The following is a 21,034-nucleotide window of genomic DNA, read 5'->3' as shown; positions in this document are numbered from 1 at the left end:
TCAAATATAGTGGTCAATAGCTAAATAAGTACTGTAACAGCTTACGCAATTCAATATCATGTTTATAATAAACACAATGCTAGATTTAATAACTTTGGAGTAACGCATGGCGGGAATGTTAGAAGCCGTAGATCAGAGGACGCAACTTGTAGGGGAAAATAGATTAGAGTTGCTCATGTTTCGCCTCAATGGAATGCAACTTTTTGCAATCAATGTGTTTAAAGTACAAGAGGTAGTGCAGCTACCTAAACTTAATCTAATGCCGCAACGTCATCCTTCTGTAGGCGGGGTTACTCATTTTCGTGGTAAAACGATTCCAGTCATTGATTTATCACAGGCGATAGGCTTACGTCCGCTTTCCAATGAACAGACTTGTAATTTGATTGTGTCTGAATACAACAATTCTATACAAGGGTTTATGGTTGGTGAGGTTGATCGCATTATCAACATGAACTGGAATGAAATTTTGCCACCACCTGATGGTGTTGGGCGTCAGAACTACCTGACTGCAATAACCAAAGTAAATGAGCGTATTGTTGAGATTATTGATGTTGAAAAAGTATTAGCTGAAATTTCACCTTATGACAGTCGTATCAGCGATGAAATTATTGATAAAGACCTTCTTTCCTTGGCTAAAGGGCTTGAAGTGTTGGTCGTTGATGATTCCTCCGTTGGTCTTCATCAGTGTCAAATCACCTTAGACTCTTTGGGTATTAAGGTTCATACGGCGACAGATGGTAAAAAAGGTCTGGAAATTCTTAAGAAGTGGGCTGCAGAAAATGAAGATGTGCCTAATAAGCTTTTAATGATGATTACAGATGCAGAAATGCCTGAAATGGATGGTTATCGTTTAACAAAAGAAGTGCGTGATGACCCAAGACTTAAAGATCTCTATATTGTTTTGCATACCTCGTTGAGTGGTAGCTTTAATAAAGCCATGGTGCAAAAGGTGGGTTGTGATGATTATTTGTCTAAATTCCAACCAGATAAATTAGCGGCTATCGTGCAAGATAGAATTAGAGATGTTGTAAGTCGTGACTAATTTTATATAAATGTAAATTAATAAGGCAGCTTTGGCTGCCTTATTTTTTGTGCTGGAGAAACGTTTGGATTTATTGTGGTTATTGCCTTTGATTCTAGTGCTTGCAGTAATAGCAGGCGTATATCAAAAGCTAAACAAAGTGAGCTTGTCGTTCATAGTTATACCTGGATTAATTGGTTTTGAAAGTCTTTTACCGGCAAACGTTGAGGATTTATTGATAATTTTAATTGCATCAAGTTTAGCTGCAAATTTACCCTTTAGCGTTATGTCATTTGTATCGGCAGCAAGATCATTTAAAGGTGATTTTTCGTTAGTCTCCAAGTACGCAACTCGGATAAGTTTGAGCTCAATTTTAATTGCACAAATATTAGGTGTTATTCCTTCTATCTATACCTATTACCTCTATAGTTTGTTTTTGGCACTATTTGCTTCATTTTTGATAATAGGGCCATTTCTAGATAGAGCTGACTTTTTTAAAAGTAGGGCAATTGATAGTCTAGTTTATATGTCACTCTTCTCATTGCCCTTAGGAGGGTCAGGTCATGAGTGGGGGAAGGTGTTTTATTCTAAAGCTGATGCTAAGAGTGTTGGTTACTTTTCCACTTTGGGTGTGTTTGTTGTCTTTCCTGCTTTATTAGGTTTTGTTTTTCCAACATTGCCTGTGTCTTTTGTTGAATCGAACCCGTGGACAGAAAGTTGGATGATTGGCTACATTTGTTGGCCTATTTCTGTGCTTGTGTTTGCAGCTGCGTATGCGACAAATTTTTTAATTAAAAACACTCAAAATCAAACAGATCAGGCTTGGTTAAAGTACATACTTGCACTGTTTCTATTGGCTGTTTTATTTAGAAGTGTTATGACTTAGGCCTCTGCTTGTTTCCAATAGAAAACGCGTGATAAAATCAACTGTAATTATATACATGAATTAATTTTTGTCAGGTGCGTGTTAGTCGCTTGATCACATTTCTATACTTGATTCTAAACTGGATGTTAAATGACTGAAAATAAACCAGATTTTGGTGTGCTACTTATAAATCTAGGTACGCCTGATGCCCCTACAGCAAATGCAGTTAAAACCTACCTTAGAGAGTTTTTATCAGACCCTCGAGTTGTTGATTTAAATCCCTTAATTTGGAAGCCTATTCTAAATTTAGTTATTTTAAATATCAGGCCGAAAAAAGTGGCTGAACTGTATAAAAAGGCTTGGTTTGAAGATGGTTCACCACTACTTGTCTTAGGTAAGCGATTAGCCCAAAAAGTAGGGGCTAACTTTGATGATGAAAATCTTAACATACCGTTAGTTAATGCTATGACATATGGAACCCCCAGTATTGCTGAAGGCCTTGATGACTTGCGCAAGCAAGGAGTAGATAAAGTGGTTATATTACCTATGTATCCACAGTTTTCTGGGACAACGACAGCCGCTGTTTATGATGCTGTTTTTAAAGCGCTCTCTAAAAGCTCTGACTGGCCATCACTTCACTTTATCCGTGATTACGCTAATCACCCTTTATATATTAAAGCGCTTGCCAATAGTGTTCGTAACCAGTGGGAAGCTCAAGGTGAGCAGCGTCATTTGCTTTTCTCTTATCATGGTATTCCTAAGCGTTATGTCAGTAATGGTGACCCTTATGAGAAACATTGCAATGAAACAAGTAAGCTTGTCGCAGAAGAGTTGGGATTAAATGAGTCACAATGGACTCACTCTTATCAATCAAGATTTGGGCGTGAGGAGTGGTTAAAGCCTTATGCTGATGAAACGCTTAAAACATTGGCTCAAAATGGTATTAAGTCACTAAATGTTATTAGTCCTGCATTTGCTGTTGACTGCTTAGAAACGCTTGAAGAGATCTGTTTTGAATTAAAAGAGGTGTTTGAAGAGGCGGGTGGTGAAAAGTATGACTATATCCCAGCATTAAATGATAATGATGATCACGTGGCATTATATCGTTCATTAATTTTGGAAAATTCAAGCCAGTGGTGTCCTGACAAATGAGCCAAACAGATAATAAATTTGGTATCTCTACGATTGCATTCGATGCAGATGATACCTTATGGCGTAATGAAGAAATTTTTATGAAGGCACAAGAAACCTTCATTAATATGCTGACAGACTATCATGATGAAGATTATATCTCGTCTCATTTAGCTGAAATTCAGGTTAGAAACCTGTCATTGTTCGGATATGGTATTAAGGGTTTTACTCTGTCTATGATTGAAACCGCCATTGAATTGTCTGAAGGGCGTATTCGAGGGCACGAAATTCATAACATTATTACCTTGGCAAAAGACATGGTCGCGGCACCAATACATCTATTGCCTAATGTTGTTGATACTATCAAGGTATTGAAAGGTAAGTATCAACTCATGGTTATTACGAAGGGGGATCTTTTAGACCAAGAGGGAAAACTAGCTCGTTCAGGTATTGCTGATTTGTTTGATTACATTGAGATAGTGTCAGAAAAAAAGCCAGCTTCTTACCAAGAAATTTTAACTAGATATCAAATACCAAAAGAAACATTTTTGATGTTAGGTAATTCTATGCGTTCTGATGTTTTACCATTATTGGATATTGGTGTTAAGGCAATACATGTTCCCTATCATAGTACTTGGGCCCATGAGCAAGTTGATGACAATGAACTTAATGCTTATGGTGATATCGAAACATTTGAGAATATCTCTGAACTTTTGCCTTGGTTAGCAAAAAAAACATAGTTAGAAAATGATAAAAAGGGTCTGGCATGAAAAGAATGATTGAAATGGCACTGATAGTATTATGTTTTAGTGTTCCTTATATAAATGCCGCCGATACGGATGTTGATAAAGCATTAGATAAAACCAAAGAAGGGGCGATCGAACTATTTGAAATCGCCAAAGAAAAAAGTGCAGAAATTGGTGAAAATATTTTAGATAAAAGTGCTGAATTAGGCGATCAAGCGAATGAAAAAGCTGAAGCCACTGGTGAAGCCTTTTGGGATAAAATGAAAGAAATAGGATCCGCATCTAAAAAGTTAGCTGAAGATGGTTCGCAAAAATTAAAAGAGTTTGCATGTGATCTTTCAGATAAAGCTTGTTTGGATGCTGCTAAAAAAGAGTCACTGCAAAGTTTAGATAGCTCTATTTAGATTTTATTAATATGAATAAAAAGAGTAGTGGGACTTGGGAAAACGAATTTGTAAACCAAGATAGCGCCTATGTTGAAAAGGCAAGTGTTAGGTATCGATGTCCTAAGTGTCAATCCTTTTTACAAAAACGAAAGGGTAAAAAAGGCGAATTTTGGGGGTGCAGTAGTTTTCCTGCCTGTGATTACACTGCCTCTGATGAAGAAGGAAAGCCTGTTCGTCAGAAGCGGTATCTCTGTCCTGATTGCCAGTCACCATTAAAAAAACACACTTACAAAGACAATGTTTTTTGGGGTTGTACTAACTATCCAGATTGTAAGGTTACGATCGAGGATGAGGCGGGTGTCCCTACGCCTCAAAAAAAATACCCTTGTCGAAAATGCGGGCACTATCTGGTGAAAAAAAAAGGTCCAAAAGGATATTTTTGGGGATGTATTAAATATCCCAAATGCCGCCACACACTAGATGATTTTGATGGTAAACCCAAATTGAAAAAATAACTTTGTTAAAATTGCTGTAAAAATGCACAAGTCTATTTGGTATTGCTATTAAAGCGCGCCTTTTTACAAAACCTTCTTCTTTTTCTAATTAATGATAGCTAGAATGTCAGCTTGATTTAAAAGGGTGTTTAATGAATTCAACGAAATATGATCATGTGATCTTACTTGCTCATGGCAGTCCAGATAGTATTTGGAAAAAACCATTTCAATCACTACAGGAAAGGGTGGTTGAAGAGTATGGGGTAGGTAAGACAAGCTTGGCTTTCATGGAGCTAACCGAGCCAACACTAGAGCAGGTTATTGCAGGGTTAAGTGATGACTGCCAGCATGTTGCTGTATTACCTATCTTTTTGGCGGTTGGTAGGCACCTAAGATTGGATGTTCCTTCCCAGATTAATGCCTTGGAGACGGATGCGTTGAAAATTGATTTGCTTAAACCAATAGGTGATAGCCCCTTAATACAAGATGCTATGTTGCAAGTAATTGCAAATCAACTGGGTGAAAGCTAGATGTATATTTGCTCTCAACCAAGTTTCCTAGTTTTGACACAGGTATAACAATATATGCTCTTTAAGCATTTACCCGATGAGATATTTCAGGCCTTAAGTGGCTCAAATAAGCAGTTAGTTGAAGCTGTATTGTTTGATTTATCAGATGTTTTTTATGATTACGCAGAAGACCCAATAAAAGATAAGTCGACCATTATTGAGGCTATTGAAGATAGCTTACATAAGGTAGATATTTTATCCTGGCAAGAAGATCAAAAAGAATCCTTTGAATCCCCTAAAACTATTCATGATTATGCACTGCGTATTTATCATAGACTAGTTAACACTGGTTGGTTGGTTGAAGAGCAAGAGCTTTACCGTGTGAGTGTTTTAATGACACCTCAAATCTCCATGCTTTTAAAATCCTTAGTGGAAATAAGCCGTCATGGTAAACGTAACTATGGCGCAACAGTTTTAAGTATTTTAAGTAATTTAGAGTCAGTAGCGTTATCACCTCTAGAGCGTGGGGTCACCTTAAACCAGGCAGCGGCAGCAGCACGTGACTTCTCGGCGCACCTTAACCAAATCTTATTAGGTATTCGCTCTCTTCAAAGAGAGCTTTTTGCCAGTCGTGACCCAAAGGCAATCGTTTCAGGTTTTTTTGAACTATTTGTAGAAGGGATCTTAATTGCTGATTATAAAACGCTTAAAACAAGTAATAACCCATTTCGTTTTAGGCGCCAAATATTAGAGTTAGTACAGAAGTTTCTAGCAAACAGTGATGATCTGTATGCCATTTCGCAGTGTTATAGTGAACAACAATTAATCTCGATTGAAAAAGCACAAGCGCTTGTAGAGCAAGATTGCCGTGCTATTCTGCAGACTTTTAACAATATCGAACAGAGATTAGAGAGAATCGATGAATATCGATATCGTCTCGAAAAGCGTGCTGCAGATACTGCTCGATATATGGATAGTTCGCGTCCAGGTATGGCGACCAAAATTGCTAATATCATTACTAATGTCGCCCGTTATGAGTCTGTGCCTGTTTTAAAGCAAATGGTTGGCGTTAAAGTATTAGGCATGGAATCGGCTGCGACACCTAGCCGTCGTAGAGAGCCCCCAGCGCCAAGAGTGGTAACACCTGCAAATGTTTCTGAAAATGCGATTAAGATACGTGATGCTCAAAGGCGTTTCCATGAGGCAAGGCAGGTGACCGTTGCAAAACTTCAAAGTTACCTTGAACGCCAAATGACGGAGCAAAAAGAAAAACATATCACGGAATTTAGTATTAACTCTGTTGAAGATTTTGTGTGTTTTGATCATTTGCGCTACGTAGGTTCATTGGGTGTGAATGCCAAAATAATTGAGAATGAATTCGAAATAAAATTTAGTGAACAGTACCTCGATGTACACCAGTTTGTTGAGTGTCGAGAGTTTGTTGTGGTTCGCAGGAGATAGAAATGTTAAGAGAATTAAAAAAAGTTGTTGAAGAGTCTGGTAAAGATGCTCAAGAGTTTCAACAAGCTGCGAACTATTTGTTATCTCATCAATTTGTCAGTGCTTATAAGCATGGACAGCGAAAATACTTTTTATTAATAGAAGCCTATCAAAACTACTTCTCAAATGTATTTGATGCATTGGGTATGAAGTTGCATGTGAATGAGAACGAAAGGTTGTTGGGTTTATTGCCTGTTGAGAGAGAGGCATTTATTCGTCTTAAAACTGACGAAACATTGTTCTTATTGATATTAAGGCAAATTTACGAAGAAAAAATTGAAAACTTTGAAGTTGATAACGGCTTTGTTGCAACTAATACGCACGCTATCTTGGAAAGGTATGTGCAATTAGTCAAACGTGAAATACCTACAGAAACACGCTTTAAAGATATTTTAACCTTATTGAGTCGTCATGGGGTTTTAATAAAAGGTAAAGCCTATGAGGAAGACAGTAAGAATCTGGCAGTTCATGTTACTCCAGTCGTTCGACTAGTTGTCACAGAAGCTTATTTACGTCAACTTGAGTCTTTTAATGGTTCTGATCAAGAGCAGGATGAAGACCAAGATGAATTGATTCAATTAGATGCCACAAGTGAAGAGTAGGTACAAAAATGAAAAAACTTAGCAGAATTGTATTAGTTAACTGGTATCTACTTGGCGCAGAAGAAATTGAAATTAGAGGAAATACCGCGATCATTGGACCGACTGGGTCTGGTAAGTCTTCATTGTTAGATGCTATCCAAACAGTCTTAACGGGTGCAAGTAAACGTCATCTAAATTACAACGCCAGCGCGAATGATGGCAAAGCAAGTGGTCGAAGCATACGTTCTTATATTTTAGGGATGATAGATTCAGGCCAACAAGATGCTAAGGTGTTTGGCACTTCGCCAAAACAAGATGCTGTTAGTTATTTAGGGTTGGTCTTTACTGATTCAAATACTGGCAATGAATCAACCATAGGCTTAAGTTTGTCTGCGTCTTTATCTTCACCTGAAGAAGATGTATTAGGTCGCTTTGTTTTATCTAACTATGGTGTGGTTAAAGGCGATTTTATTGAAGAACTAGAAGGTAGAAGCTTTAAAGCGAAACCTTGGTTAGATGTTCGTGAAGCCATGAAAAAAGTCTGCTTAGACCCTTTTATTAAGTCAGGTAGTGCCTCAGCGACTCAGTTTATTAATCGTTATCTTGAAGAACTTAGTCCAAGCCCTGATCAATTAATTACGTTAGATGGCTTCTTAAAGAACTTTAAAAATGCCCTTAAGTTTGTGCCGATAGCGTCCCCAACACGATTTGTACAAGACTTTGTATTGGCCGAGCAGCCATTACAGGTGAGTGCTTATCAAAAGTCTTTAAATGAATATCGCCAACTTGAAACCAAAACTCAAGAAGTTGCCAAGCGTATAGATGATTTAAACTTGATTGCAGTAGATTGCGAGAAAAAGCGACAGCAAGAAAAAGCGAACATCAATTACCAATGGGTTGCAACTGAAGCGCGTTTTGATGAGCTTGGGAGTAAGCAGGACGAGATTCAAGATAAGTATGAAATTCACCAAGAGCGAGATGATGAAATTCAGCTTGAGTTGGGTACGCAAAACGATTTATCAAAACAATTACAAGGTCAACTTGTTAGGCTTGAGCAGCAGTATGAACATTCTGATGTTGGTTTGAAGCTGCAGCAATTAGAACAGAGTCGAAAATTGTTAGACTTGCAAGGTCAGCAAGATAAAAAGAGTCTGTTGCAATGTAAACAAATGCTGACGCTTTTAGCCTCTTTGTATGATTATGAAGATCTGCTTTCTAATGACATCCTTGGTTTGTCTGCCCGTGCTGGTGATTTGCAAAAGAAAATTAATGACCAAGGGCAATTAGAGGTTGAGTCTCATCAATTTGATAAAGTACTTGCTGAGTTATCAAACTTACTTGATAAAGAGAAAACAGAACTATTTAGACAGAGATCAGAACTTAACCGAACAATTCTGAATCTTAAGGATGACTGTAAACAATTAGAATCTGATGTTTCGTCTTTAAAGGGTGGTACAAGTCCTTTATCTGGCAATACAAAAAAACTTATTTCTTTGTTGAAGCAAACAGGAATCGAAGCAACGCCTTTGAGTCATTTGGCAGAAGTAACTGACCATAAGTGGCAAGATGCTATTGAAGGTTACCTTGGCCAACAAAGGGAAGCGCTAATTGTTAACCCTGAAGATGCCGAAGAGGCTATTAGAGTATTCAGGGCTCACCGTAAGCAGCTTATGGGCTGTCGAGTAATTGATACGACACAAACTAGACTTTGGTTGAATCGTGGTGACAGATCTTCATTGCTACAATATATACGATGTAATAATGACCATGCTCAGGCTTATTTAAATCGCCGTCTTGGTGGTATCAAACCTGTTGATACAGAAAGGCAATTATTACGTGAAGATAGTGCTATGACATATGATGGCATGCTAAAACTATCAGGAACAATTTCTACAATCCGTTTTACGCCTCATATGATGGTTGGCATCAATACGGATGGAATGCGCCAATCTCGTGAAACTCAATTGCAAACATTGAGTGCAGAATTGATGGACTTGCTACAAACAGACCAAAGATTAGAAAAGGCGGACACTCTATTAAGCCGTGTTGTAGCTAATCATCAAGTTGATGTTGAAGCGCTTAAGCAACACAGTAACGCCTTAAATAAACAGCAGCATGATATCACCTTGATTGATGATGAGATTAATTTGCTGCAGCAGAAAGATGATACAGAGTTACAAGAAAAAATAGACTTACTGAAAGAACGTATTGCAAAAGTTGAGCTTGAGCAGAAGAAGCTTGATAGAGAACGTCAACAGATTGCAGAACAATACGGTAGTCTAAATACTCAGAAAGCGCAATTAAGTGCGGCTTTATCTACATTGGATGAAGATAGAACACGACTTAAAAACCATCAGTTTTATCAGGCTGAGTTTGCAAGCGAGCGTTATGAATTACTTGAATCAAGTATGGTGAATGGTGCTGCGATATATAAAGAGGCGATGAGTCGAGCTGAAAAAGCACAAGAAAAAGCCCGTAACTTTGATCAAAAAGTGCGAAAAGAAGTGGCAGATCATTATGCAAAATACCATAACGCCGATATCGATTCAGACATACAGTTAGATTATTTAGAGTCTCGTTTTGAAGAGTTTGAAAACTATATTCAACATCAAGTAAAAGTACTGTCTGAAACTGAGCTGGCACGTTATGCAAAAAGAGCTGAATTAGCGCGAAAAGAAGCTGAAGAGACTTTCCGAAGTGATTATGTGTCAAAACTGAAAGACTCTCTTGATCAAGTTGCTCATATTATCAGAGAGTTGAACCACAGTTTAAAACGCCGTCCATTTAACTCTGAAGTTTATCAGTTCAGATATTATGCAAATGGTGATATGAAAGATATTTTGGATTTGGTTGAAAGGTTTAGTAGTCAAGATCAAGCGAATGTCGGTGGCTTGTTTGATCCTGCAAGTGCTGAAAACTCAGAGCACGCCAAGGCAATTGAGTCTATTCATGAACTGATTAGTAACGAAGATAAGCAACAAGACTTAGCAGACTACCGTAAGTTCTATAACTTTGAAGTAGATATTTTAGATCAAGAAGGCAATAAAAAAACGACCTTGAGCCAACGTATTCAAACCGGTTCAGGTGGTGAGCACCAAATTCCATTCTATCTTGCGATTGCAGCAGCTTTGTCTACCACATATCGCTTACATGAAACGGTAGAGGGTGACATAGTTGGTGGATTCTCGTTAGCTATGTTTGATGAAGCCTTCAATAAAATTGATATGGCGAAAACATCGACCTGCATGGGATTCATGAAAGATATTGGACTGCAGGTTATTGCTGCGGCGCCAGACGATAAGCGAGCCGTAATGGCGGCTAATATGGATACCATTATCAGTGTGTGGCGCGAAGGTGGTGCAGTGTCTTTGGATGTATCTTACCCAAAGTCTAAAGGTCGTAAATTATTAACAGGCCAAGTTGAAGGCTTGGAAGTAAGTTAATAATTGTTAGCAATTAAGAGTATTTATATGATAATTAAAGAACAAATCTTACAAAGCGTTACAAAAGCGTTTACTATAGAGTATCTAGATGTTAAGAATGAGAGCTATATGCACAATGTGCCTGAGGGCAGTGAGTCTCATTTTAAATTAACACTTGTTAGTGATGATTTTGTTGGGAAGCGATTGGTTCAAAGACATCAGACTGTGTATAAAGTATTAGCGCAGCAGATGAACATGATTCATGCATTAGCGCTTCATATTTACACCCTCGATGAGTGGCAATCTAGACAAGAAAATGCCCCTTTATCACCTAAATGCCATGGAGGCGAATAGACTTTTAGTCATTTGTGAAGTGATATGAGTATAACGGTAACGGTTGAGCAGAACTCAGAACGAGTAGGTATTCGGGTAGTAGGAAGCTTCGATTTTTCATTATTTAATGATTTTCGATCAGCTTACTCTGATTACTTAACTGGATTCAAAGAGCTTGTTGTTGATATGCAAGCTGTGGAGTATCTGGATAGTGCTGCATTAGGTATGTTACTTAGTATGCGAAACTCTGTTTCGAGTGATACGGATATCATTATTGCAAACTCTAATTCTTTTATACGAAATATCCTTATGATTTCTCGGTTTGATAAAAGGTTTACAATAACTTAATGGACTCGAATAGCATGAAGCTACTGGTTGTTGATAGTGAAGAGATTTATCGTGATATTATTTCTACTTGTGTAGAATCTCGTGGTCTTCAAACTAAAACGGCAGCCTCTATGGATGAAGCGCTCGCATTGTATAATGAATGGGAGCCCGATCTAATTACCCTAGAAGTTTTATCCCCCTCAGGAGATGGCATCAAGTTAATTAAACAGCTTAAAGATGTCGCTCAAGATAGAATTATTCCTATCATGGTGATCACTTTCAAATCTGATGATGCAACGATGAATGCGTGTATCAAAGCTGGGGCTGATGATTTTCTTGCAAAACCTTTTAACGATATTTTATTTAACACGCGTTTAAGTACACATTTACGTAACGTGATGTTTAGTAAGGAAACATTTCAAAAGAATCGTGATTTAATCTATTTTCAAAGCATGATCGAACGTGAGCATAGAATGGCGCACCAGGTATTGGCTCATGCTATGGACCGTAGTGAAGACCACGATGAAAAAGTCGCAGTGACACGTTTGGCTGCAACTACATTTAATGGTGATATTGCCTTGATAAAGCGTCGTGAAGATGGTGCTTTACTTTTATTTGTTGGTGATTTTACAGGCCATGGTTTACCTGCTTCAATTGGCGCATTGCCTCTCACTCAGGCTTTCTTTAAAGCTGCCAGTGATAATACGAGCGTTGCTCAGTTAGCAGCTCATTTTAATAGCATATTAATCGATATATTGCCTGATTACATGTTTTGCGCTGCTTATATCATGTTGCTGAAACCCAATGATTGTTTGGAGTTTTGGGGTGGTGGTATGCCTCATGCTTTTATAATAGGTCAAGACAATATAGACATGGAAGGTATCCACTCTAAGCACATGCCATTGGGTATTTTGTCGAGAGATGAATTTGAAGATACTACCACTGAAATAAGCTTGTGCTCGGGATCTAGAGTTGTGATCGCATCTGACGGTGTTTTGGAGATGTGTAACGATGAAGGTATTATGCTAGGCGATGAACAGTTTAAATCGATACTTGCTGAGCAAGAAAACACTATTTCGGTAGATAATTATCAGTCTGCTTTGATAGAGCGTTTATTGTCGTATCAAGGGGCAGCTGAGCAGCTTGATGATATAACCTTGCTTTCTATCAATACCTAAAGATAACCAAGTATTGTTTGGTTATCTTTATCTTTTAATACTTACTTTTTCTTGTTTTTACTCTTGCCTGCTTTCTTTTTGTTATTAGCGGTTTTCTTGTTGTGGCTTGGCTTATTTACCTTCTTCTCTGGCTCTGTTCTAAGAGCAAGGTAAAGATCGGTTACAACTTCTGGGATTTGTTCGATACAAGATTGAGTTAACTTTTGGTTACTTTTTATTTGGCTAACTTCTTCATCTTCAAAAAGGTCGGAAGCAACCATGAAAGGAAGAAGTAGCTCTGCTATAGCGTCTTCTTTATCGTTTTCAAACCAAAACCTTTCAGTTAAAAATACGCCTTCCATAAAGCCAGAGGCCCACTCTTGTAATTCACTTAATTCTTCAGGGCTATCTGCTAAAGCAAGTTCACAAGGGATAATGAATTCATCTTCAGACTCTAGTTCTTTTTGAATATCTAAATGAAGTCGTTCTAGAAGCGTTATGATTTGCTTTTCTTGTTTTTCATTTGAAAAGCTTGGAGCTTGCTCAAAAATAATTTCCATCCAGTTTTTAGGAGGGTAAGCTGCTGGACAGATACTTAATGCAGTTAAAAAGCCATGCGCCATGACAAAATTTTGGCACTCTTCGTGAACCGAATCTGATTCTAAAAAGTCTTCTAATGTTTCAAGTTCTAAATCATCAAGTGGTTGATGTGACATTTTTTAATCCTACAAAAATAATGACGCATATTTTAACTAAAAGATGTTTGAAAATCGATGCGAAAATAATGACTTTGTAAGATAATCATCCGTCTATGAAAATGATTAAAGAATTATTAGAAAAATTTGGCCATCAGAGCTTTCTGCCGCTTCAAGAAGAGGCGATTAAAGCTATTGTTGATGGACAGGATTTGTTATTAATTTCGCCAACAGGTGGCGGTAAGTCACTTGTTTATCAGTTACCTGCGTTGAGGCTGGAAGGTGTTGCTGTCATTGTTTGCCCTTTGTTAGCGTTAATGACACAGCAAGTAGAGAAGCTCAAATCAATCGGTATTAAGGCTGAATTTTTAAACTCAACCTTAAATCCAGGTGAGCAAGATGATTTATCCTATTCTCTAAGGGGTCATTCAATCGATTTACTATTTTTGTCGCCCGAAAAATTACTGCAGCCATCTGTTATTGGTTTATTAGAACACACTAAAGTTTCTTTTTTTGCTATTGATGAGGCGCATTGTATTTCCCAGTGGGGTCAGGGGTTTAGGCCGGAATACGGAAGTCTCGGCTTAATCCGCGAGAAATTTCCAAGTACACCTATTGTTGCCATGAGTGGCAGTGCAGATGCAAAAACTCAATCAGAGATTCTGAGGTCATTATCTTTAAACTCTCCGAAAGTTCTTCAACATAGTTATAACCGGGAAAACATTGAAATAACAATTTCCCAAAAGCGATTGGCAAACAAACAATTATTAAACTTCATTAATCAAGATGCACTGCTTGGATCAGGTATTGTTTACTGCCGCTCACGACGTAAAGTTGAAGAATTAAGTGCTTGGCTTAATGGACAGGGGGTCTCTAGCCTTTATTTTCATGCAAATGTTGCAGACAAAGATAAAGAGAAAAACCTCAAGTTATTCTCCGAAGGCGATAATATTGTAATGGTTGCAACGTCAGCTTTTGGCATGGGCGTTGACTTTGATAAGGTCCGTTTTGTGGCGCATATGGATCTTCCGAATAGTGTTGAAAACTACTATCAGGAAATAGGAAGGGCAGGGCGTGATGGTCGACCTGCAAGGGCATTACTGCTATATGGCTTGCAAGATATGTTAAAGCTCTTGCAGTTTGAGATGGAAGTGAATTTTTCATCTGAATCGGATTGGAAACGAACATTAGGTTTTTGTAAAATTTTAGAGGCAAGAGGTTGTCGCAGACAAAGTCTCTTAACGCATTTTGATGAAACAATTCCTAAATGCGGAAATTGTGATAGATGCAAAAATAAAGAAGTGGAGCAAAATGTAACCATTGCTGCTCAGAAATTTTTATCTTTATTACATAAGACTAAAGGAGTCGTCTCTATTGGTGTTCTTATTCAAATATTAATGGGTAAGAAAACCAAGGCAGTTTTTTCTTGCATGGGACAGGATATGAGTTTGTTTGGTAAGGGAGAGGAGCTCAATGAAATCAGTTGGAAAAAGTTAGCACGCTACCTGATTGCTAATGAATATATATTGGTTCATCAGTTTTCTCCTTTTCAACTCGCTCTTCAAGAGAAATCGAAAGCCATACTGAAATCTGAAGTACAGGTGGTTATAAATGATGATTACTTTTATTCAAATCATGAGGTTTTACCTATGGCTGAATATAAAAAGAAGTTAATTCAATGGCACGCTAATGCGGGTGTTGACGTTTTCACAGTTAAACAACTTGATCTCGTTGCGCAGCATAGGCCTAAAACCTTGGCGGCGATGAGTCGATTGACGGGTCTTGCTAAACATGTGCTTGAGCCACTGTCACCACCAATCTATGACGTAGTAAAAATAAGTGTGCCGAACTAATGTATAGAAAGGAGTTTGAAGAAGCGGCGACTAATGCGGTATTGGAGTCCTTTAATAGAGCTAACCAGTACTTTGAAACCGACGTTGAAATGGTCTCGATTAAATTTAACCAAAGGGGCTCGGCGGCAGGTACTGCATACTTACAACGTCATGAAGTAAGATTTAATTATGATATGTATCTTCAAAACCCTAATGAATTTCTTTCTACTGTCGTGCCGCATGAAATAGCACATATATTTGTTTATCAACTCTTTGGTCCAAAAGTTAGGCCTCATGGTAAAGAGTGGAAGAGTGTGATGATGAATGTTTTTAATTTAGCACCAAATCGTACTCATAACTTTGACGTTAAGGCGCCAGCGAAAAGTTTTCTGTATTTGTGTGACTGTATGGAGCATGCCTTAACAATCAGGCGCCATAATCGAATTCTCAAAGGGGCTGAGTATCAGTGCAGAAAGTGCAGAGCTAAATTAAGGAAAAAGTAAAATTGTTCCTATATCAAGCAGATATTAATTTGATATGAATCATTATTAAGGTATTATCTTGGCAAAATTTATCGCTATGTTTGCTTGGAGATGATATGAATAACACACTTAAACTTTTTGCTGGGTTTGCTATGGGATTGGCAACAGCTGTAATGGCTAACTTTGCGCCTATGATAGTACCTGCAATGCTGGCTGTCATTGCTGCAGCGGTTATTATCGATTCTCTAGGGATCAACAAGCAAGCTTAAGCTTAAAAAGAGCTAACCCTGTTAGCTCTTGTTTCACCCTGTAATTTCCTACCGATTAAAAAATTCGTCATATTTCCCTAATAGATTCAATTAATTGGATGCGATGGAATTGTTACTGTTGTAGAATGTCGCTATTTGTAATTATGTGAAAGTAGCAATGGATTTATCAACACGCCCGAAAGAAAAAACCGAACTTAATAAGCTTCATAAACGCTTAAGAAGGCTAACCGGACAAGCAATCGCCGACTTCAATATGATAGAAGATGATGACAAGGTCATGGTTTGTTTATCTGGGGGTAAAGACTCTTATACTATGTTGGAGATATTAAGAAATCTTCAAGCAAGTGCTCCGATAGAGTTTAGTATTGTTGCTGTTAACTTGGATCAAAAACAACCTGGTTTTCCTGAACATATTTTGCCTGAATATTTGTCATCAATTGGTGTTGATTATCATATTCTAGAGCGTGACACCTATAGTATTGTTAAAGAGCTTGTACCTGAAGGTAAAACGACATGTGGCTTATGTTCACGTTTAAGACGCGGTTCTTTATATGGTTTTGCGGATGAAATCGGTGCAACTAAAATTGCGCTTGGGCATCATAGAGATGATATCTTAGAAACTTTGTTTTTAAATATGTTTTTTGGTGGGAAAATTAAATCCATGCCGCCTAAATTGTTAAGTGATGATGGTCGTCATATGGTAATTAGACCACTTGCATACTGTAAAGAAAAAGATATTGAGACTTTTTCTGAAATAAAGGAATATCCGATTATTCCGTGCAATCTTTGTGGTTCACAAGAAAATTTACAGCGTCAGGTTATCAAAAATATGTTACAACAATGGGATAAAGAATATCCCGGTCGTACCGATACGTTGTTTACAAGTATGCAAAATATCGTACCGTCGCATATGGCAGATACAAATTTATTTGATTTTAAAGATTTATCTATTAGTCCAGATGCCTTAGATAAATTAAATATAATTTCACTATAGGATATATTGATGAGTTTTAATAAATATGCAATTACTTTTGCGCTTGGTTTGTTAAGTGTTGGAGCAAATGCTTCAAGTGTTTCAGGTACTCTATCTGATGATACGGCTAAATTAAATGCGTCTTTAAGCATAGATCCTGTTGAGATTGAAGCGGGTGCTTTGTATTTATCTGAAGGCGGTAAATCTGGTTATGTTGGCGTAATGATTGTTGATAAGGCTGACCCTATTGAAGTCGGCGTTGGTGCAAGATTGCGTGCAGTAGAGGGTGATCTAGGTGCTAACGATTCAGGTTACGGTGTAGGATTAGGTGGTTATTATCGTTACATTATTCCACAAGCTAACCGTGTAAGCATATATGCATCTGGTTATTACTACCCAGGGCTTTTCACCTATGGAGATATGAAAAGACAGCACGAAGCTGATTTGAGAGTGGAATATTTTGCAACACGTAATGCAAGAGTTTATTTTAGCTATAGTGTTGTAAAAACTGAATTTAATGATCATAGTGAAAAGTATACTTTGGATGAGGGTGTGCACATTGGAGTAGCAGCTTACTTCTAGGTGTGACTAAAACAGAATCAAAAAAAAGGGCGCTAAATTAGCGCCCTTTTTTTATTCGCCTTCAAAGGCGCAGAGACTATAAACGGGTATCTCTAAGTCACTAATAATCTGACTGCCTTTTAAATCAGGTAGGTCAATAATAGCTGCAACTTCTTTGATGTTAGCGCCTTGTGATTTTAATAGGCTGATAGCAGCGCAAAGCGTGCCACCAGTCGCTATTAAGTCGTCAAAGAGTAATACTTGATCACCCTCAGATACAGCACCTTCTTGAATCTCTAGCTCTGCTTCTCCGTACTCAAGCGCATACTTTTGTGAAATAGTTGCACCTGGTAGTTTGCCTTTTTTGCGCACAAGAATTAGAGGCTTTTGCAGCTCATAAGCAAGAATAGAAGCGATAAGAAAGCCACGAGCATCAATGCAGGCAATGTGGCTTATATCAGTTGCTATATACCTATGAATATAAGCATCAACAACCATTCTCAAACCCTTAGGGTCTGAGAAAATTGGAGTGATGTCTCTAAAACTAATACCTTCTTTAGGCCAGTCTTCAACTGTTTGTATTAAAGATTTTATGTAAAAATCATCGTAAAGCATTATATCGCCTTGTGTTAGCTATCAAATACTTTCAATTTTATCACAATCTTCTGACATGCCGATTAGTTTTTGCATTTGATCTAGATCGATAATGCTAATTTCTTTGCCATCAACTTGAATCATGCCGTTTTTTTGAAAACGTGTGATTACTCGACTAACGGTTTCAACTGCTAAACCAAGATAATTGCCGATTTCACCACGAGACATGGCAAGTCTAAATGATGTTGCAGAATAGCCACGTTTTTTAAAGCGCGCACTTAAATTTAGTAATAAAGAAGCGACTTTCTCATCTGCATTTTTTTTACCTAATAGCACCATCATTTGTTGGTCATCACAAATTTTGCGGCTCATCACTTTAAAAAGTTGATGCTTAAGAGTAGGGATCTGTTCAGATAATTGCTCTAAATGAGAAAAAGGAATTTCACACACCGTGGTTGTTTCAAGCGCTTTTGCAGACACTGGATAAATGTTTTTATCTATCCCGCTAAGGCCAAGAAGCTCACTTGGGCAGTAAAAGCCTGTAATTTGCTCTTCACCAGAGTTAGTGATATTAAAAGTTTTAAGTGTGCCGGTACGTACGGCATACACAGATTCGAACTCGTCTCCCTGACGAAATAAAATATCCCCTTTTTTTAGAGGTTTTTTACGTTCAATGATCTGATCCAATCGATTAACATCGTCATCAGCTAAAGAAATTGGCAGGCATAGCGCGCTAAGGCTGCAATTCTGGCATTGAGATGTAAGTTTACTGTTAAATCGAGCGTTGTTAAGAGCTAAAGACATAATGATCTCCCTGAACTTGATCTATGTTTCTAAATTACTTTAGAGTATGAAATTACGTTATTTAAGTATTTATCAAAAGTCATGCAAATGCAGCGGATTAAAAGTCTGCCAGAGTCCGTGACCCTAATATAAGGTATTGGCTCATTTGTTAACTTAATAATGCCGTCTTTCTCTAGTTTTCTAAGCTCTGATAGTTCATTTTTAAAGTAATTTGAAAATACGATATTAAACTCACTCTCAATGTCACTTGAATCTAGTTCAAAGTTGCAAATTAAAGACATAATGACCTTATGTCTTATTTGGTCGTCACGATTACTCATGTATCCCTTCATAATCGCTAACTGACCGCTTTCAATGCTTTTGCGATAATCTTTTGTCGCCGTATGATTTTGAACATATGTTTTGCCTATTTGACTGATAGCTGATGTGCCAAATGCCAATAGGTCACAGTTTGCATGTGTTGTATATCCTTGGAAATTTCGTTTCAACTCTCCTTTATTTTGTGCTTTTGCCAACGCATCCTTGGGTTTGGCGAAATGATCCATTCCTATGTATTGATAGCCTGCACTGGTAAGCATATCGATGCATAATTTAAGAATAGCTAATTTTGTATTTGTGTCTGGTAACTGATCTTCTGGAATCTGTCTTTGAGAAGCAAACCGTTTAGGTAAATGAGCATAGTTAAATACTGAAATCCTATCAGGATCAAGTTTGATTACTTGATTAAGGGTTTGTTCAAAGCTTTCAGCAGTTTGATATGGAAGCCCATATATTAGGTCGAAATTGATAGAGTGATAACCTAGTTTACGACTACACTGCATTAGGCTGTCAATTAATTCGTAGCTTTGTATGCGATTAATAGTAGTTTGGACTCGTTTGTCAAAATCTTGAATGCCATAGCTAAGGCGGTTAAAGCCGAGTTCTCTTAGTGCTGACAGCTTTTCTTGGCTAACTTCTCTTGGGTCAACCTCTATGCTGTATTCACCTTCATCATCGGGAAGTAAATTGAACTCTTGCTTGATGTAGTTAATCAATTTTTTAAAGGCATCGGTTGATAAGAAGGTAGGGGTGCCACCCCCAAAGTGAAGTTGTTGTACTTCTCTTTCATCGTTAAGCATTAAAGATTTAAGGCGAATTTCTTCAATAAGAAGTTCAAGGTACTCATCGCCTTTTTTGTAGTTACTTGTGATTACTTTATTGCACGCACAGTAATAGCAAAGCTTTGCGCAGTAGGGGACATGAAAGTAGAGACTTAATGGTTTTTTTGAGGGCATCAGCATTTCTTCAATTAAAGAGAGCTTGCTAATGTTGCTGCTAAATTGAGGTGCAGTAGGGTAAGAGGTATATCTAGGACCCGAAATATTATATTTTTGAATGAGTTGTGTATTCCAGAGCATCTAAACGTCCTATTAAAAATTCTTATAGTATTTTAACTGCTAAGGAAATTTAAAAATTGATATATGTCAGCCTTTTGGTTGGCGTGTTTTATAAATATGGCGCTATCTAAGGAAAGCAGCTTGTATTAAGTTTTGGAAAAATGGAAATGTCCAAATAGCGTAAATCAGCATAAAGACACCGCTAACGGTATTGAGGTGGTACTGTTTCCAGCTTTCTTTTAGGCTTTTACTGAATATTCCGGTAGCTAACATTGCCGGCATGGTGCCAAGCCCAAATGCAAGCATAAGTAGTATGGCTTCAAAAGGTGTGGATCTAGCTGAGATCCAAATTAAACTGGAATAAACAAGTCCACAGGGTAGCCAGCCCCAAACAAAGCCAGCTAAAAAGGCTTGTTTTCTGGTTTTGATAGGTAATAATTTCTTTGCGAAAGGGGCTATATATTGCCAGCCAAATGAGCCAAGCTTTTCAACTTTTAATATTAGTTGTGACTGTTTTAAAAGATAAAGGCCCATGAGAAAGAGAATAGTGGCTGCAAAGGTTCTTAGTGCATAACTGGCGCTTTCATAATAATCGCTAAAAGACTGAAAGAAGAAGCTAAAAACAAGGGCTAGGATAGAGTAGCTAGTAATTCGCCCTAAATTGTAATTTAACTGTGTTGCTAGCAATCCTTTGCTATTAGGTGTGTTGAAAGAAAGGGCGCTTATGATACCTCCGCACATGCCAAAGCAGTGCCCTGCACCAGCAAGTCCAATAAGAAATGCAGTTAAAAGGTCGAATTCGCTCATTTGTTTTTGTCGTTATCATCTTCTTCGAATAGTATTCTTTGACCTTCACGGTCAAGGTCTTCAAATTGATCTTTTTTAACCGCCCAAGTAAAGATAGCGACTGCGATAAAAACAAAGATTGCTGCAATTGGGATTAGTAGGTAAAGGCTTTCCATTTTTTCTCCAATAG

At 37.7% G+C, this 21,034-nt stretch carries 24 protein-coding genes; 18 read left to right on the top strand and 6 right to left on the bottom strand.

Features of this window, described 5'->3' with window-relative positions; genetic code table 11:
* The first annotated feature begins 106 nt into the window (after window positions 1-106).
* From Q0A08_RS04715 to Q0A08_RS04655, 13 genes are all read left to right on the top strand, one after another.
* Window positions 107-1,042 carry a chemotaxis protein CheV gene (locus tag Q0A08_RS04715; protein ID WP_438465262.1) on the top strand — a complete coding sequence of 312 codons (936 nt, stop codon included), beginning with the start codon at window positions 107-109 and terminating at the stop codon, window positions 1,040-1,042.
* A gap of 64 nt (window positions 1,043-1,106) precedes the next feature.
* Window positions 1,107-1,907, top strand: a complete 801-nt coding sequence (locus Q0A08_RS04710; RefSeq protein ID WP_438465260.1) for a hypothetical protein — start codon at window positions 1,107-1,109, stop codon at window positions 1,905-1,907.
* A gap of 129 nt (window positions 1,908-2,036) precedes the next feature.
* Entirely contained in the window at window positions 2,037-3,038 is a 1,002-nt protein-coding gene (gene hemH / locus Q0A08_RS04705) for a ferrochelatase (RefSeq protein WP_438465258.1), read from the top strand.
* Window positions 3,035-3,757: an HAD family hydrolase gene (locus Q0A08_RS04700; protein WP_438465256.1), complete on the top strand. Its 723-nt coding sequence runs from the start codon at window positions 3,035-3,037 to the stop codon at window positions 3,755-3,757. The genes hemH and Q0A08_RS04700 overlap by 4 nt, the downstream gene beginning before the upstream one ends.
* A 26-nt stretch (window positions 3,758-3,783) precedes the next feature.
* A complete protein-coding gene (locus Q0A08_RS04695) occupies window positions 3,784-4,167 on the top strand; it encodes a hypothetical protein (protein ID WP_438465255.1) in 384 nt (127 codons plus the stop codon).
* 11 nt (window positions 4,168-4,178) lie between these two features.
* Complete coding sequence (locus tag Q0A08_RS04690; protein ID WP_438465253.1) at window positions 4,179-4,664, top strand: topoisomerase DNA-binding C4 zinc finger domain-containing protein; 486 nt, start codon at window positions 4,179-4,181, stop codon at window positions 4,662-4,664.
* A gap of 131 nt (window positions 4,665-4,795) precedes the next feature.
* Window positions 4,796-5,173, top strand: a complete 378-nt coding sequence (locus Q0A08_RS04685; RefSeq protein ID WP_438465251.1) for a sirohydrochlorin chelatase — start codon at window positions 4,796-4,798, stop codon at window positions 5,171-5,173.
* A gap of 54 nt (window positions 5,174-5,227) precedes the next feature.
* The gene (locus tag Q0A08_RS04680; RefSeq protein WP_438465249.1) at window positions 5,228-6,613 is read left to right on the top strand and encodes a Wadjet anti-phage system protein JetA family protein; all 1,386 of its coding nucleotides are present in this window, start codon (window positions 5,228-5,230) and stop codon (window positions 6,611-6,613) included.
* A 2-nt stretch (window positions 6,614-6,615) separates the two neighbouring features.
* Window positions 6,616-7,254, top strand: a complete 639-nt coding sequence (locus Q0A08_RS04675; protein ID WP_438465247.1) for a DUF4194 domain-containing protein — start codon at window positions 6,616-6,618, stop codon at window positions 7,252-7,254.
* Between the two features lie 8 nt (window positions 7,255-7,262).
* Window positions 7,263-10,676: an SbcC/MukB-like Walker B domain-containing protein gene (locus Q0A08_RS04670; protein WP_438465245.1), complete on the top strand. Its 3,414-nt coding sequence runs from the start codon at window positions 7,263-7,265 to the stop codon at window positions 10,674-10,676.
* Window positions 10,677-10,703: 27 nt separating this feature from the next.
* Complete coding sequence (locus tag Q0A08_RS04665; RefSeq protein ID WP_438465243.1) at window positions 10,704-11,009, top strand: BolA/IbaG family iron-sulfur metabolism protein; 306 nt, start codon at window positions 10,704-10,706, stop codon at window positions 11,007-11,009.
* A 24-nt stretch (window positions 11,010-11,033) separates the two neighbouring features.
* On the top strand, window positions 11,034-11,336 hold the full coding sequence (locus Q0A08_RS04660; protein ID WP_046017235.1) for an STAS domain-containing protein: 303 nt from the start codon (window positions 11,034-11,036) through the stop codon (window positions 11,334-11,336).
* Window positions 11,337-11,350: 14 nt separating this feature from the next.
* Window positions 11,351-12,493 (top strand): SpoIIE family protein phosphatase, encoded by a 1,143-nt coding sequence (locus Q0A08_RS04655; RefSeq protein WP_438465241.1) that lies wholly within the window; start codon window positions 11,351-11,353, stop codon window positions 12,491-12,493.
* Between the two features lie 41 nt (window positions 12,494-12,534).
* Here Q0A08_RS04655 and Q0A08_RS04650 read toward each other — a convergent pair whose 3' ends face one another.
* Window positions 12,535-13,188, bottom strand: coding sequence for a YecA family protein (locus Q0A08_RS04650; RefSeq protein ID WP_438465239.1), 654 nt, complete (start codon window positions 13,186-13,188; stop codon window positions 12,535-12,537).
* A 95-nt stretch (window positions 13,189-13,283) separates the two neighbouring features.
* On the opposite strand from Q0A08_RS04650, the gene Q0A08_RS04645 reads away from it, so the two are divergent.
* The 5 genes from Q0A08_RS04645 (at window position 13,284) to Q0A08_RS04625 (ending at window position 17,305) form a co-directional block, all read left to right on the top strand.
* On the top strand, window positions 13,284-15,020 hold the full coding sequence (locus tag Q0A08_RS04645) for a RecQ family ATP-dependent DNA helicase (RefSeq protein WP_438465237.1): 1,737 nt from the start codon (window positions 13,284-13,286) through the stop codon (window positions 15,018-15,020).
* A complete protein-coding gene (locus tag Q0A08_RS04640) occupies window positions 15,020-15,502 on the top strand; it encodes a SprT family zinc-dependent metalloprotease (protein WP_438465235.1) in 483 nt (160 codons plus the stop codon). Before Q0A08_RS04645 ends, Q0A08_RS04640 begins: the two co-directional genes overlap by 1 nt.
* Window positions 15,503-15,597: 95 nt before the next feature.
* Window positions 15,598-15,750: a hypothetical protein gene (locus Q0A08_RS04635; protein ID WP_157196935.1), complete on the top strand. Its 153-nt coding sequence runs from the start codon at window positions 15,598-15,600 to the stop codon at window positions 15,748-15,750.
* Between the two features lie 157 nt (window positions 15,751-15,907).
* Entirely contained in the window at window positions 15,908-16,744 is an 837-nt protein-coding gene (ttcA, locus tag Q0A08_RS04630; protein WP_438465233.1) for a tRNA 2-thiocytidine(32) synthetase TtcA, read from the top strand.
* Window positions 16,745-16,753: 9 nt separating this feature from the next.
* Window positions 16,754-17,305, top strand: coding sequence for a YfaZ family outer membrane protein (locus tag Q0A08_RS04625; protein WP_438465232.1), 552 nt, complete (start codon window positions 16,754-16,756; stop codon window positions 17,303-17,305).
* 51 nt (window positions 17,306-17,356) lie between these two features.
* Here the strand turns inward: Q0A08_RS04625 and Q0A08_RS04620 are convergent, their stop codons facing one another.
* The 5 genes from Q0A08_RS04620 to ccoS all read right to left on the bottom strand — a co-directional run bounded on the left by Q0A08_RS04620 (window position 17,357) and on the right by ccoS (window position 21,020).
* On the bottom strand, window positions 17,357-17,899 hold the full coding sequence (locus tag Q0A08_RS04620; protein ID WP_438465230.1) for an adenine phosphoribosyltransferase: 543 nt from the start codon (window positions 17,897-17,899) through the stop codon (window positions 17,357-17,359).
* Between the two features lie 21 nt (window positions 17,900-17,920).
* Complete coding sequence (gene fnr, locus Q0A08_RS04615) at window positions 17,921-18,682, bottom strand: fumarate/nitrate reduction transcriptional regulator Fnr (RefSeq protein WP_438465228.1); 762 nt, start codon at window positions 18,680-18,682, stop codon at window positions 17,921-17,923.
* A 29-nt stretch (window positions 18,683-18,711) separates the two neighbouring features.
* Window positions 18,712-20,079, bottom strand: a complete 1,368-nt coding sequence (gene hemN / locus Q0A08_RS04610) for an oxygen-independent coproporphyrinogen III oxidase (RefSeq protein ID WP_438465227.1) — start codon at window positions 20,077-20,079, stop codon at window positions 18,712-18,714.
* Window positions 20,080-20,181: 102 nt separating this feature from the next.
* Window positions 20,182-20,865: a sulfite exporter TauE/SafE family protein gene (locus Q0A08_RS04605; RefSeq protein ID WP_438465225.1), complete on the bottom strand. Its 684-nt coding sequence runs from the start codon at window positions 20,863-20,865 to the stop codon at window positions 20,182-20,184.
* Window positions 20,862-21,020, bottom strand: a complete 159-nt coding sequence (ccoS, locus tag Q0A08_RS04600; protein ID WP_438465223.1) for a cbb3-type cytochrome oxidase assembly protein CcoS — start codon at window positions 21,018-21,020, stop codon at window positions 20,862-20,864. The genes Q0A08_RS04605 and ccoS overlap by 4 nt, the downstream gene beginning before the upstream one ends.
* Between the last annotated feature and the right edge of the window lie 14 nt (window positions 21,021-21,034).

This window comes from Marinomonas sp. PE14-40, from assembly GCF_051623805.1.
Classification (GTDB): Bacteria; Pseudomonadota; Gammaproteobacteria; order Pseudomonadales; family Marinomonadaceae; genus Marinomonas.
This window is presented reverse-complemented; position numbering and strand designations above follow the sequence as displayed.